Raw genomic sequence first — 13493 nt, 5'->3', positions numbered from 1 at the left:
CCGTGCAGTTCGGCCGTACTTTTGAGGAGTTCACCGTCGGCGAGGTGTACAAGCACTGGCCGGGGAAGACGGTGACCGAATACGACGACCACCTCTTCTGTCTCCTGACCATGAACCACCATCCGCTGCACCTGGATTCCCACTACGCGGAGCGGACCACCGACTTCGGGCGGAACGTGGTGGTCGGCAATTACGTCTATTCGCTGCTGCTGGGCATGTCCGTGCCCGATGTCTCCGGAAAGGCGATCGCGAATCTGGAGGTCGAGTCGCTCAAGCACGTCGCGCCGACCTTCCACGGCGACACGATCTACGGCGAGACCACGGTGCTCGCCAAGACGCCCTCGAAGTCCAGGAGCGACCGGGGGGTTGTCCAGGTCGAGACCAGGGGCTACAAGCAGGACGGGACGCTGGTGTGCGTCTTCCGCCGCAAGGTGATGGTCCCCACCGCCGAGTACATCGAAAAGCGGGGCGGAGAGCAGCCGGGCCGCCCCGAGCCGATCGCACAGGAGAAGTGAGAGCATGGGGCGTCTGGCTCAGACCGACGGACTGACCGATGTGCAGCGGGAGATCCTCGCCACGGTCCGGGAGTTCGTCGACAAGGAGATCCTGCCGGTCGCGAACGAGCTGGAGCACCGCGACGAATACCCGGCGCAGATAGTCGACGGGCTGAAGGAACTGGGCCTGTTCGGCCTGATGATCCCCGAGGAGTACGGCGGGCTGGGCGAGTCGCTGCTCACCTACGCGCTGTGCGTGGAGGAACTCTCGCGCGGCTGGATGAGCGTGTCGGGCATCATCAACACGCACTTCATCGTCGCCTACATGCTGAAGCAGCACGGGACGGCGGAGCAGCGGGAGCACTTCCTGCCGAGGATGGCGACGGGCGAGGTGCGCGGCGCGTTCTCGATGTCGGAGCCGGGGCTGGGCTCGGATGTGTCGGCCATCACGTCCAAGGGTGTCCGGGACGGCGGGGAGTACGTGCTCACCGGCCAGAAGATGTGGCTGACCAACGGCGGTTCGTCCACGCTCGTCGCGGTGCTCTGCCGTACCGACGAGGGACACCCCGAGGGAACGCCGCCGCACAAGTCGATGACGACCTTCCTGATCGAGAAGGAGCCCGGTTTCGGGCAGGTCCTGCCGGGGCTGACGGTCCCCGGCAAGATCGAGAAGATGGGCTACAAGGGCGTCGACACCACCGAGCTGATCATGGACGGGCTGCGGGTGCCGGCCGGCCGCGTGCTGGGCGGGGTTACCGGGCGCGGTTTCTACCAGATGATGGACGGCGTCGAGGTGGGCCGGGTCAATGTCGCGGCGCGTGGCTGCGGCGTCGCGCAGCGTGCCTTCGAGCTGGGTGTGGCCTATGCGCAGCAGCGGCGGACCTTCGGCAAACCCATCGCGCACCACCAGGCCATCCAGTTCAAACTTGCGGAAATGGGGACAAAGGTCGAGGCCGCCCATGCCATGATGGTCAATGCGGCACGCAAGAAGGACTCGGGCCGGCGCAACGACCTGGAGGCCGGCATGGCCAAGTACCTCGCCGCCGAGTACTGCAAGGAGGTGGTCGAGGACGCCTTCCGCATCCACGGCGGCTACGGCTTCTCCAAGGAGTACGAGATCGAGCGCCTCTACCGCGAGGCCCCCATGCTCCTCATCGGGGAGGGCACGGCCGAGATCCAGAAAATGATCATTGGCCGACGACTCCTGGAGGACTACCGACTCCAGGGGTAAATGTCCCAGTTTGGGGATGTTCGACCGAGACCTGGATCACACCCTGTCCTTGCTCTTCGGCCAGTGACTGGCCCTGGCGCTTGGCCAGTTGCCGCCCGCAACCGATAGCATCCCCGGAAAGCCGCCGTCCCCCGAATCGTTACGCGGCACCCTCCGCTACGAAGGTCACCCATGCCCCACAGCTCATCCTCTGCACCACGCGACAGCCTCCTCGGCGTACGCCTCGCGCGCGGGGCGTCGCCGTGGCTCCTGCCGACCGTCGCCACGGCGGCGGTCAGCCTCACCCGCGCCCGGCGCTCCGGGCGCTGGGCGGCGCTGGCCGTGCCCACCACCGCCCTCGCGGCGGGCATGCTGTGGTTCTTCCGCGACCCCGAACGGGAGATCGCGCAGGGCCGGGTCCTCTCCCCGGCCGACGGCGTGGTGCAGAGCATCATGCCCTGGAAGGACGGGCGCACCCGCGTCGCGATCTTCATGAGCCCGCTGAACGTCCACGTCAACCGCGCCCCGCTGGCCGGCACGGTGACCTCGGTCGAGCACGTCCCCGGTGGGTTCGTGCCGGCCTTCAACAAGGAGAGCGAGAACAACGAGCGCGTTGTCTGGCACTTCGACACCGAGCTCGGCGACATCGAGATGGTGCAGATCGCGGGGGCCGTGGCCCGGCGCATCGTCCCGTACGTCCCGCAGGGCACCAAGGTGGAGCAGGGCGAGCGGATCGGACTGATCCGCTTCGGCTCGCGCGTCGACATCTATCTGCCCGAGGGCGTCGAGGCCGCGGTCGAGGTCGGCCAGACCACCACGGCAGGGGTGACACGTCTTGACCGTGATTGATCCCGACACACAGGCCGCCTGGGTCCCCGAAGCGGAGGCCGACGAGGGCGACGACATGCCGCTGTCGACCCGGCTGTCGATAGCGGACACCCTCACCCTGGGCAACGCGATCTGCGGCTTCATGGCGGTGTACTTCACCACCACCGGCGTCCTCATCCCGCATCTGACGGGCACCGAGGACGGCGGCATGGCCCGCCACAGCGCGGCCACGGCGGTGATACTGATGCTGCTCGCCTCGGTCTTCGACCTCTTCGACGGCCTCGTGGCGCGCAAGCTGCGCAGCTCGGCCATGGGCGCGGAGCTCGACAACCTCTCGGACCTGATCAGCTTCGGGCTGGCACCGGCCTACTTCGTGGTCGTCTGGGGCGTCGTCGCCCAGGACGCGCACCAGCGGGTCTCGGTGGTGGCCGCGATCGTGGTCCTCCTCGCCGTCGTCCTGCGGCTGGCCCGCTTCTCCTGCGTGCCGATGCGCGACGGCATCTTCCAGGGGATGCCGAGCCCCTTCGGCGCGCTCACGGTGATCTCCATCGTGCTGCTGGAGCTGCCCTTCCTCCCGACGCTGCTCGCGATCCTCGGGGTGGCGTGGCTGATGGTCAGCCGCGTCGAGTACCCCAAGCCGCGCGGCCGCCTCGCGGTGGCCATGCTCACCTGGATCGTGCTCAGCATGGGCCTGCTCGCCGCCTGGGCCTTCGACGCCCCCGGCGGGGAACTCCTCCTCCAGACCGGCTGTGCCCTCCAGGTCGTCCTCGGCGCGGTGATCCCCCTCTTCGCGACCGCCCGCCGCGTGAACACCTTCCGTGACAACCGGCGCGAGGCGCGCGCCGCGCAGTTGCCGTAAGCCGTGCATGACCCCGAGCGGGGTGGCCCGGACCGTGACGGTCCGGGCCCCCCCCACCGCCCCGTTCTGGGCCCACCGCCCCGTTCTGGGCCCACCGCCCCCGGGTGCGGCTCTGTCCCCGACCCGCTCCTCAAGGGCCCCCGGCTACCTCCCCCGGAGGGGATACCCCCGGGAGGTGCCTTCGGAGCGGCCGGATGTCCCCGGACCCAGATCCTTCCCGATCCGCTCCCCCACCCGCTCCAGCAGCGCCCCCGCCTCCGCCACGCACCGCTCAACGTCCGGCTCCAGATCCGTGAGCGCGTAGGCCCGCTCGATGCCCACGGCCCCGAGCGACTCCCTCGGCAGGGACAGGCGCCCGCACACCGCGACCACCGGAACCCCCCGTTCCAGGGCGGCGCCGGCGACGCCGGCCACCGCCTTCCCCCGCAGCGTCTGCGCGTCCAGCGCTCCCTCCCCCGTGATCACCAGATCCGCCCGCTCCAGCGCGGCAGAGAAGCCCAGGACGTCCAGCATCAGCGCGATCCCGGACCGGAACCGCGCCCCGAGCCCGACGAGCGCCCCGTAGCCCAGGCCCCCGGCCGCCCCCGCCCCGGGCGCCCGTACGCACTCCGCCGCACGCGGCCCGACCGCCTTCTCCAGGACCTCGGCATAGCGGGCCAGCGCCGCGTCGAGCACCGCGACCTCCTCCGGCGAAGCCCCCTTCTGCGGCCCGTACACGGCGGCGGCACCCATCGGCCCGGTGAGCGGATTGTCCACATCGCTCGCGAGCACCACCTCGATGCCCGCCGGCCGCGGGTCGAGGCCGGAGAGATCGGCGGTGGCCAGGCCGGCGAGCCCGCCGCCCCCGGGCCGTACGGGCGCGCCCGTACGGTCGAGGAAACGGGCGCCCAGCGCGCTGAGCATGCCCGCGCCACCGTCCGTCGAGGCGCTGCCGCCCACCCCGAGGACGAGGCTGCGGGCACCGGCGTCGAGGGCGGCCCGCAGCAGTTCGCCGGTGCCGAAGGTGCCGGCGGTCAGCGGCGCGCGTACGCCCTCGGGGAGCCTGCCCAGCCCCGAGGCCTCGGCCATCTCCACGACGGCGAGCCCGTCGCGGCCGCGCAGGGCGTAGGAGGCGGTGACGGGGTCGCCGAGCGGCCCGGCCACGCGCAGGGTGCGGCGTTCGAAGCCGGCCGCGACGGCGGCGTCGACGGTGCCGTCGCCGCCGTCGGCGACGGGCAGCGCGGTCACCGCGAGGTCCGGGGAGGCACGCCGCAGCCCGGCGGTGAGGTGCGCGGCGACCTCGGCGGCCGTGAGCGAGCCCTTGAACTTGTCGGCGGCGATCAGCACCCGCGCGGCCCGGTCGGTCATGTCGCGTCCCCCTCGTCTCCGCCGTCCCGTCGGCACCGTCCCGTCGGCGCAGCCGTGACCCTATCCGCGCGGGCGGGCCTTGCCCATGCCCCGTGCGGGTCCTGCCCGCCGCGCGGGCGGTCGCGGTGCGGCGTGCCAGGCCCACCAAAGGCGGGCATCCCGGCCATAGTGGGGCGTCATGAGCACCGACGCACACGAGTCGCCCGACCCGGCCGCCCCCTCCGGCCCGTCGCGGGAGCCGGACAGCGAGCCACCGGACACGGCCCTCGTCGCGATCGGCGGGATCGCCGTGCTCGCGGTGGTCGCCTGGGCGGCGCTGGGCAAGCACTCCTTCGACCGCGTCTCGCGGACCGCCCTGGGCTGGGTGCTGTCGAACTTCGGCTGGCTCTTCGTGATCGGCGCCGATGTCTTCCTCGTCCTGTGCGTGGTGATCGCGGTCAGCCGCTTCGGCCGGGTGCGGCTGGGCCGGGACGACGACGACCCGGAGTTCGGCGATCTGGCGTGGATCGCGATGATGTTCAGCGCCGGCATGGGCATCGGTTTGATGTTCTACGGCGTCGGCGAGCCGCTGCTGCACTTCGTCACCCCGCCGCCCGGCAGCGGGGTGACCGCGAACACGCCCGCCGCGGCGCGTACGGCCCTGGAGTACTCGTTCTTCCACTGGACGCTGCACCCGTGGGCGATCTACGGCATGGCGGGGCTCGCCCTGGCCTACGCCGGCTTCCGCAAGGGCCGCGGCAACAGGCTGAGTTCGGTGTTCGTGCCGCTGCTCGGCGAGGAGCGGGCGGCGGGCTGGCCGGGCCGGGCCATCGACCTGCTGGCCGTCTTCGCGACGGTCTTCGGCACGGCGACGAGCCTGGGCCTGGGCGCGCTGCAAGTGTCCAAGGGCCTCAACCTCACCACCGGCGTGCGGGATTCGCGCTCCCTGGAGCTGATCATCATCGCCGCGCTGTCGGCCGCGTTCGTGCTGTCGGCGTTCTCCGGGCTGCACAGGGGCGTGAAGTGGCTGAGCACGCTCAACATCGCGCTGGCCGCGGCCCTCGCGGCGTTCGTCTTCGTCCTCGGGCCGACGGTCTTCATCCTCAACACCATCCCGTCGGCCACCGGCAGCTACCTGCACGACCTGCTGCTCCTGGCCACGCGCACGGGGGCGTTCACGGACGCCAAGTGGCTGGGGGCGTGGACGGTCTTCTACTGGGCGTGGTGGCTGTCGTGGGCCCCGTTCGTGGGCACGTTCATCGCCCGGATCTCGCGGGGCCGTACGATCCGGCAGTTCCTGGTCGGGGTGCTGCTCGTACCGAGCGGGGCGACGGTGGTGTGGTTCTGCGTGATGGGCGGCAGCGCGCTGCGCCTGGACATGACCGGGGCCGCGGACATGGCCGGGACGGTCAAACAGGGCGCGGAGGCAAGCCTGTTCGCGTTGCTGGAGACGCTGCCGCTGGACGTGGTGACCGCGTGGATCGCGATGCTGCTGGTGATGACGTACTTCATCACGAGCGCCGACTCGGCGTCGCTGGTGATGGGTTCGCTCTCCAGCCGGGGCGCACTGCACCCGCGCACGTGGCTGGTGGTGACGTGGGGGGTGCTGATGGCGACGGTCGCGGCGGTGCTGCTGGTGGCCGGGGGGCTGCAGTCGCTGCAGTCGGCGACGATCCTGGTGGCGCTGCCGTTCGTCCTGGTGATGCTGGCGCTGTGCTGGTCGTTGCTGAGGGAACTGCGCGAGGACCCGGGCGCGGGCCCGGCCCGCCACCACGCGCTGCACGGGCTGCGGGACGCACTGCGGACGATGGTCGGGGAGGCCCTCACCGAGCAGGGCCCGGTACGCCACCACCGGCTGCGCCGGGTCGCCGACAGCGTCCGCGAACGCGAGGAGAGCGAGGGGCGCCCGGGCTCCGGCCCACAGGGCTGACGTCACGGGCCAGGGCGTACGCGGACGGTTCCGGCTGTACGGGTACGGCACGGAGCGGTGCCGCCGTCCGGCGGCCGCACCACGAAACGGATCCCCGGGCGCACCGCCCTCCCCTGCCACAGCCACCACGCCGGACCGCCGTCCCGCCGGCTCGGACCGCGCCGGCGGCCGCTCCGTGAGAGGGGCGAACGCGACACCCCCGGCCGACGGGCCGACCCGCACACCACCCGACACGACCGCGCCACAACCACCGCCTCGGACCACCCCCGGCCACGCGCACGCCTCCGCCCGGCGGCCGCCCCACAAGACGGGCAAGCGCGACACTCCGGCCGACGGGCCGACCCGCACACCGCCCGACGCGACCCGGCCACACGTACGACACCGCCGCCCGGCGGCCGCCCCACAAGACGGGCAAGCGCGACACCCCCGGCCGACAGGCCGGCCCGCACGGCGCCGTCGCCCGACGGCCGTTCCACGGGCGTTCGGGCGTGGCAAGACCGTGCCGGGACCGGGCGGCGCAGTACCCGGTTCCGGCACGGTCGCTCTCTGTCGCTCCGGGACCGGAGGTCCGGGAGCTCGGCGTGGCGCGAACTGCCGTGTCGGCAGGGCGTGTTCGTCAGCGCAGGCAGACGCCGTACACCCGCAGATTGACCCCACTGGGGCTGGTGTTGTTCACGACGCCCACGACGTACACGTTCTCGGTGGGATCGGCGTACTCGGCGACCATCTGCAACCCGTGGGGCGAGGCGCCCATTTGCCGCCAGCCACCGCTGACGACATGGGTGCCGCTGGGACACGCGGGGCTTCTGAACAGTTGGACCCGGCCCACGGGGGGCTGTTCCGGGCCCCTGCCCGACTGCTGCGGGCCCATGGGGAAGTCCTGCTGCACGATCTGCGGGGTTCCGCCCGCTCCGGCGGGTCCGGGAGGTCCGGGCGGGCCGGCGGGGCCCCGGTCGCCCTGGGAGCCGGTGGGACCGGCAGGCCCCTGGGGGCCGATCGGACCGGTCGGACCGGCGGGGCCCGCAGGGCCGCTGGGGCCCGTGGGCCCGGCGGGGCCGACGGGACCGGTGTCGCCGCGATCTCCCTGCGGGCCCACGGGCCCGGCAGGACCGACGGGACCTTCGGGGCCGGTCGGGCCCGCGGGGCCGGAAGGACCGGACGGGCCTGCGGGACCGACAGGGCCGACGGGGCCTGCGGATCCCTGAGGTCCGGCGACACCCGGATCACCCTTGGGACCGGGGGGACCGGGCGGGCCCGGGACCGGATCGGCGGGGGCACCCGCCGGTCCAGGGGGACCGGGCGGACCCGCAGGGCCGGTGCCACCTCCGGGACCCCGGGGTCCCGGAGGACCGGCGGGCCCCCGGGAGCCCGAATCCCCTTTGTCGCCCTTGTCTCCCTTGGGCCCCGCCGGTCCCGCCGACCCTGCCGGACCGGACGGACCAGGCGGACCGGGCGGCCCCGCGGAGCCGTCCGCTCCCGGCGGCCCGGCGGGACCGGGTTCACCTTGCGGACCGGGCGGGCCGCCGGGGCCCCGATCGCCCGGTCTGCCCGCCGGGCCCGTGTTCCCCGGAGCGCCCTTCGGACCGGCCGGGCCCCTCGGCCCGGGATCCCCTCGGTCACCCTGGGGGCCGGGGGGACCGGGCGGGCCCGGGACCGGATCGGCGGGGGCACCCGCCGGTCCTGGCGGCCCGGGCGGACCTGCCGGGCCGGGGTCGCCCCTGTCCCCCTTGGGTCCTCCGGGACCGGCGGGCCCCGGCGGCCCGGGAGGCGCGTCGGCCTGATCCCCCGGGTCGCCCTTCGGCCCGGCGGGGCCCGCGGGCCCGCGCTCACCGGGATTCCCCTGGGGGCCGATGGGGCCCCGCTCTCCTCTCGGGCCCCTCTCGCCCCTCGGCCCTCGCGGACCCGGCGGTCCGGGCCTGCCGGCCGGGTCCCTGCCGGGACGCTGTGACATCTCCTGGCCCCGGTCCCGGCAGAAGGGCACCTGCCCGTAGTTGTCCACATAGTGCGCGCTCAGCCAGCCACGGCTGTCGGCGAGCCGGTACCACAGGTCGTTGCCGCGCACGTTCTCACCGTGGACCTTGCATCCGATGCGCACCCGTTCCCCCGGCCCCCGGCTGCCGACGATCGCCGCGTGCGTGGAGGGACCGTTGCGCACGTTCTGCCCGGTGCGCGAGACCACTCTGCCGGGCACCCCGTCGCCCCCGCCGCCCGCGAGCGCGGCGGAACCCACCGAGGCGCACAGCCCGAACGCCACTCCCAGACTCGCGGCACCCCGGCCTGCCACGAAGGCCGCACTCCGCCTCTCAAAAAGCGACATATCGCTCCCTTCACTCTCAGGAACCCGAGAGCTGCACAGCAACACAGGCATGAGAGCGCCGTACCGAGGCGGGCCGGGACGTGCCGCCGGATGACGCCGCCGCATCACTCCGCAGAGGGAGGCCGCACCACAACACACCTGCCGACCAGGTGATTTACCCGAGAGGTGAGGGCCGGACAGCGTGCGCCGGAGCGCTCCCGGGCCGGTCGCGGGCCGTCTTCCGGACAGCCGGACAGAACCGGCATATATCGACAAATACCCCAATCGACCCAGTGGGCAGTCCGGCCGGTACGGGCCGACGAAGCAGGACGAAGCCGGTCAGCGGCCGCTCAGCCGCCGCCACACGGCCTTCGCGGCGTAGTGGCCGCACATGCCGTGGACCCCCGGGCCGGGCGGTGTGGCCGACGAGCACAGGAAGACGGCCGGGTGCGCCGTGGCATACGGGACGCGCGCGAGCCTGGGCCGGATCAGCAGCCGCAGGCCCGCGACGGAGCCGGTGGCGATGTCGCCGCCCACGTAGTTGGCGTTGCGCGCGGCGAGTTCGGCCGGGCCGGCCACGGCGCGGGCCAGCACGAGGTCGCGGAAACCGGGCGCGAACCGCTCGATCTGACGCTCCACCACCTCGGTGGCGTCGCCCTCCCAGCCGCGCGGCACATGCGCGTACGCCCAGAACGTGTGCTTGCCCTCCGGGGCGCGCGAGGGGTCCAGGAGGCTGGGCTGCGCGGTGATCAGGAAGGGGACGGAGGGGTCCGCTCCGCTCAGCGCGGCGCCGAGCGCGGCGTCGATCTCCCCGTAGGTGGGGCCGAGGTGGACCGTGCCGGCCCGGCGGGCCTGCGGGGCCCGCCACGGCACGGGGCCGTCGAGCGCGTAGTCGACCTTGAAGACGGCGGGGCCGTAGGGGAAGCCGTGGTAGGCGTTGCCGAGCCCGGCGATCCGGGCCAGCGCGGTCGGCGAGGTGTCGAAGACATAGGCCCGGGCGGGCGGCAGTTCGTCCAGGCGCTTGACCGTGCGGCCGGTGTGCACGACGCCGCCCTGTTCGCGCAGGTACGAGCCGAGGGCGTCGGCGATCGCCTGCGAACCGCCGCGCGGGACGGGCCAGCCGCCCGCGTGCGCGGCGAGCGCGAAGAGCAGTGCCATGCCGCCGGTGCCGAAGCCGGTGAGCGGGGCGATGCCGTGCGCGGCGAGCCCGGCGAGCAGGCCGCGGGCCTTGTCGCCGGTGAAGCGGCGGGCGAGCAGGGCGGCGGGCTGGGCGGCGACGGCCCCGAAACGCGCGTAGAGCCAGGGGGAGCGCGGCGGGCCGTCCCACTGGGTGCGCAGGAAGTCGGCGGCGATCTCGTCCCAGCGGCCGCGGAAGGGCGCGACGAGCCGCCGGTACGCCCCGGCGTCGCGCGGCCCGAGCGAGAGGGCAGTCTCGGCGACGCTGTGCGAGAGGACCGCCGCCGTGCCGTCGGGGAAGGGGTGCGCCATGGGCAGCTCGGGGTGCAGCCAGCGCAGGCCGTGCCGGGCCAGCGGCATCCTGGTGAACGCGGGCGAGCCCGCCGCGAGCGGGTGGACGGCGGAGCAGGGGTCGTGCCGGAAGCCGGGGAGGGTCAGCTCCTCGGTGCGCGCGCCGCCGCCGATGGTGTCAGCGGCCTCGAACACCTCGACCGCCAGTCCGCGGCGGGCCAGTTCGACCGCCGCGGTGAGCCCGTTCGGCCCGGCACCTACGACGACCGCGTCGAGCAGGGTGGGCACGACAGCGCAACTCCCCTCGGTCCCTCAGGGTCGGCCGGCGGACGCCAGCAGGCCAAGGATATGCCGCAGCGTGGCCTCGTCCCGCGCGGCGCTGAACGGCAGGGCGTTGCCGCCGGTGACCCGGAAGGGCTCGCCCGCGACGGTGCCGCTCGCGCCGCCCGCCTCGTGGACGAGCAGCAGACCGGCCGCGTGGTCCCAGGGATTCTCCCAGGAGAAGGCCACGGCGGCTATCGAGCCCTGCGCCACATGCAGGTATTCGAGCCCGGCGGAGCCGCAGGGGCGCGGGGAGACGCCGTCGGTCAGCAGCGTGGCCAGGACGCGCTTCTGCTCGTCGTTGGTGAAGTCGTAGTGGGAGATGGCCACTTCGAGGGGCTCGCCGGGCTCGGGGTGGCCCGAGCGCAGCGGCACCCCGTCCAGGCGCGCTCCCCCGCCGCGGCGGGCCACGGCCATGAGGTCCAGGGCCGGCGCGTACGTCCAGGAGGCGAGGAGCTCGCCGCGGTGGGCGAGGGCGACCAGGGTCGCGAAGCCGGGGTCGCCGTGCACGAACTGGCGGGTGCCGTCCACCGGATCGACGATCCATACGGGCGCGTCGCCGTGCAGGGCCCCGAGGAGGGAGGGGTCGGCGTGCACGGACTCCTCGCCGACGACGACGGAGCCGGGCAGCAGGGCGCACAGCGAGCGCGTGAGGTGTTCCTCCGCGAGCCGGTCGGCGACGGTCACGAGGTCGTGCGGGCCGTTCTTCTCGACGATCTCGTGCGCGGCCAGCTGCCGGAAGCGCGGCAGGATCTCGGCGGCGGCCGCCTTGCGGACCGCCTCCTCCACGTCCGCGAGATCACCTGCGAGAAATTGCTCGATCATAGGTCCATCGAACCACGCCGCACCGACAACCGGCGGCGCCGGGGGGAACGCCCGGCATCCGGAAGGTGAAGAGTGTCCGGCATGTCACCGTCCGACGGCGTATCCCTGCATTCCGCGCGGATTGGCGGCCGCGGACAGCAGACCGGTCTCCGCATCGCGCGCCACCGCGCACAGCCGTCCCTCCGACCACGGCCCGCCGACGGTGACCTTGTGCCCGCGCCGCCGCAGTGCCTCGATCGCCGCCTCGCCGAGGCGCGATTCGACGGTGAGGGCGCCGGGGTGGACGGCGTGGGGGTGGAAGGAACCGGGGAAGGACTCGTGGTGCCAGTTGGGGGCGTCGATGGCGCCCTGCAGATCGAGCCCGCCGCGCACGGGCGGGCGCAGGACGGCCGCGAGGAAGAAGTGCAGCTGCCACTGGTCCTGTTGGTCGCCGCCGGGGGTGCCGAAGGCGAGCACGGGTTCTCCGCCGCGCAGGGCCAGTGACGGGGTGAGGGTGGTGCGCGGACGGCGGCCGGGCGTCAGGGAGTTGGGCAGTCCGGGTTCGAGCCAGGCCATCTGCAGCCGGGTGCCGAGCGGGAAGCCGAGTTCGGGGACGACGGGGTTGGACTGCAGCCAGCCGCCGCTGGGCGTCGCGGAGATCATGTTGCCCCAGCGGTCGACGATGTCGAGGTGGCAGGTGTCGCCGTCCGCGGGGCCGAGGGAGGGCATGCCCGTGCCCGGTGCGACGGTCCTGTCGGCCCCCGGGTGCTCGGGCAGCCGGGGAGTACGGCCCTCGGGGCTGCCCGGCCGCAGCTCGTCGGAGGCGGTGTCGCCGATCAGGGTGCGGCGGGCGGCGTTGTACTCCCGCGAGAGCAGGGCGCGCAGGGGGACTTCGGCGGCGTCGCCGTACCACGCCTCGCGGTCGGCGAAGGCGAGCTTGCTGCCCTCGACGACCGTGTGGACGTACTCGGGGGTGCCCATATCGAGTTCCTCGGGCAGCAGGGCGAGTTGCTGGAGCAGGACGGGCCCCTGGGACCAGGGGCCCGCCTTGCAGACCGTCCAGCCGTGCCAGTCGTGGGTGACGGGTTCCTCGTAGCGGGCCCGGTAGGCGACGAGGTCGTCGCCGGTGAGCGTCGAGGCGTGGCGCTCGCCGGAGGTGTCGCGCGCGGGGCAGGCGGCCGTACGCAGCAGCGCGTCGGCGATGAAGCCCTCGCGCCAGACGCGTCTGGCGGCGTCGATGCGTCTCTCGCGGCTGCCGCCGGCCGCGCCGGACTCCTTGAGCAGCCGACGCCAAGTGGCCGCGAGCGCCGGGTTCCTGAACAGCCGGCCGGGCTCGGGCGGGCGCCCGCCGGGCAGGTACAGCGCGGCGGAGGCCCGCCACTCGGAGGTGAACAGCTCGCGCACCTGCGCGACGGCCTCGCCGAGCGCTTCCACAGGGGCGTGCCCGGCCTCCGCGTAACCGATCGCGTAGGACAGGACGTCGGCGAGCGGCTTGGTGCCGTGGTCGCGCAGCAGCAGCATCCAGGCGTCGAACGCGCCGGGCACGGCGGCCGCGAGGGGGCCGGAGCCGGGGACCTCGTCCAGACCGAGCCCGGTGTAGTGCTCGATGCTCGCACCCGCGGGTGCCGGGCCCTGCCCGCACAGCACGCGGACGGGCCCGCCCGCCGGGGCGAGCAGGGCGGGCACCTCACCGCCCGGGCCGTTCAGGTGCGGCTCGGCGACGTGCAGCACGAACCCGGCCGCGACGGCCGCGTCGAAGGCGTTGCCACCGCTCTCCAGGACGGCCATCGCGGACTGCGAGGCCAGCCAGTGGGTGGTGGAGACCATGCCGAAGGTGCCCTGGAGGGTGGGCCGTGTCGTGAACATGCCTTCCAGGAAGACAGGCCGGCAGCCACTGCGCAATACCGCCGTGGTGTACGGGCAGGCCGAGTCCCAGCGGACACAGTGCGACAGACGTG

Annotated in this window: 10 protein-coding genes; 5 read left to right on the top strand and 5 right to left on the bottom strand. The window is 73.7% G+C overall.

What is annotated here, in order from left to right; translation table 11 throughout:
- Positions 1 to 2 precede the first annotated feature (2 nt).
- From ACFP1Z_RS03580 to pssA, 4 genes are all read left to right on the top strand, one after another.
- On the top strand, positions 3 to 515 hold the full coding sequence (locus ACFP1Z_RS03580) for a MaoC family dehydratase (protein ID WP_390314308.1): 513 nt from the start codon (positions 3 to 5) through the stop codon (positions 513 to 515).
- Positions 516 to 519: 4 nt separating this feature from the next.
- Complete coding sequence (locus ACFP1Z_RS03575) at positions 520 to 1725, top strand: acyl-CoA dehydrogenase family protein (protein ID WP_390314306.1); 1206 nt, start codon at positions 520 to 522, stop codon at positions 1723 to 1725.
- A 171-nt stretch (positions 1726 to 1896) separates the two neighbouring features.
- Positions 1897 to 2553 carry a phosphatidylserine decarboxylase gene (locus ACFP1Z_RS03570; RefSeq protein ID WP_390314304.1) on the top strand — a complete coding sequence of 219 codons (657 nt, stop codon included), beginning with the start codon at positions 1897 to 1899 and terminating at the stop codon, positions 2551 to 2553.
- A complete protein-coding gene (gene pssA / locus ACFP1Z_RS03565) occupies positions 2540 to 3391 on the top strand; it encodes a CDP-diacylglycerol--serine O-phosphatidyltransferase (protein ID WP_390314302.1) in 852 nt (283 codons plus the stop codon). The genes ACFP1Z_RS03570 and pssA overlap by 14 nt, the downstream gene beginning before the upstream one ends.
- 144 nt (positions 3392 to 3535) lie before the next feature.
- Here pssA and ACFP1Z_RS03560 read toward each other — a convergent pair whose 3' ends face one another.
- Complete coding sequence (locus ACFP1Z_RS03560; protein ID WP_390314301.1) at positions 3536 to 4738, bottom strand: glycerate kinase; 1203 nt, start codon at positions 4736 to 4738, stop codon at positions 3536 to 3538.
- Positions 4739 to 4916: 178 nt separating this feature from the next.
- Between ACFP1Z_RS03560 and ACFP1Z_RS03555 the strand changes: the two genes are divergently transcribed.
- A complete protein-coding gene (locus ACFP1Z_RS03555; RefSeq protein WP_390314299.1) occupies positions 4917 to 6647 on the top strand; it encodes a BCCT family transporter in 1731 nt (576 codons plus the stop codon).
- A 616-nt stretch (positions 6648 to 7263) separates the two neighbouring features.
- On the opposite strand, the gene ACFP1Z_RS03550 is transcribed toward ACFP1Z_RS03555, so the two are convergent.
- From ACFP1Z_RS03550 to ACFP1Z_RS03535, 4 genes are all read right to left on the bottom strand, one after another.
- Complete coding sequence (locus tag ACFP1Z_RS03550; RefSeq protein ID WP_390314297.1) at positions 7264 to 7401, bottom strand: hypothetical protein; 138 nt, start codon at positions 7399 to 7401, stop codon at positions 7264 to 7266.
- Between the two features lie 1881 nt (positions 7402 to 9282).
- Entirely contained in the window at positions 9283 to 10698 is a 1416-nt protein-coding gene (locus ACFP1Z_RS03545; RefSeq protein WP_390314296.1) for a phytoene desaturase family protein, read from the bottom strand.
- Between the two features lie 24 nt (positions 10699 to 10722).
- Positions 10723 to 11556 (bottom strand): inositol monophosphatase family protein, encoded by an 834-nt coding sequence (locus ACFP1Z_RS03540; protein ID WP_390314294.1) that lies wholly within the window; start codon positions 11554 to 11556, stop codon positions 10723 to 10725.
- Between the two features lie 84 nt (positions 11557 to 11640).
- Positions 11641 to 13401, bottom strand: coding sequence for a gamma-glutamyltransferase family protein (locus tag ACFP1Z_RS03535; RefSeq protein WP_390314292.1), 1761 nt, complete (start codon positions 13399 to 13401; stop codon positions 11641 to 11643).
- Positions 13402 to 13493: the final 92 nt, after the last annotated feature.

Origin of the sequence: Streptomyces gamaensis (genome assembly GCF_042656465.1) — a bacterium.
Classification (GTDB): domain Bacteria; phylum Actinomycetota; class Actinomycetes; order Streptomycetales; family Streptomycetaceae; genus Streptomyces; species Streptomyces gamaensis.
The sequence above is the reverse complement of the archived record's forward strand: the minus strand, read 5'-3'. Positions and strand labels throughout refer to the sequence as shown.

Bases quoted from the DNA above. Each gene is read 5' to 3' on its own strand.
- ACFP1Z_RS03575 (WP_390314306.1), top strand. From the start codon at position 520: ATGGGGCGTCTGGCTCAGACCGACGGACTGACCGATGTGCAGCGGGAG.
- ACFP1Z_RS03570 (WP_390314304.1), top strand. From the start codon at position 1,897: ATGCCCCACAGCTCATCCTCTGCACCACGCGACAGCCTCCTCGGCGTA.
- ACFP1Z_RS03560 (WP_390314301.1), bottom strand. From the start codon at position 4,738: ATGACCGACCGGGCCGCGCGGGTGCTGATCGCCGCCGACAAGTTCAAG.
- ACFP1Z_RS03555 (WP_390314299.1), top strand. From the start codon at position 4,917: ATGAGCACCGACGCACACGAGTCGCCCGACCCGGCCGCCCCCTCCGGC.
- ACFP1Z_RS03550 (WP_390314297.1), bottom strand. From the start codon at position 7,401: ATGGGCGCCTCGCCCCACGGGTTGCAGATGGTCGCCGAGTACGCCGAT.
- ACFP1Z_RS03540 (WP_390314294.1), bottom strand. From the start codon at position 11,556: ATGATCGAGCAATTTCTCGCAGGTGATCTCGCGGACGTGGAGGAGGCG.
- ACFP1Z_RS03535 (WP_390314292.1), bottom strand. From the start codon at position 13,401: ATGTTCACGACACGGCCCACCCTCCAGGGCACCTTCGGCATGGTCTCC.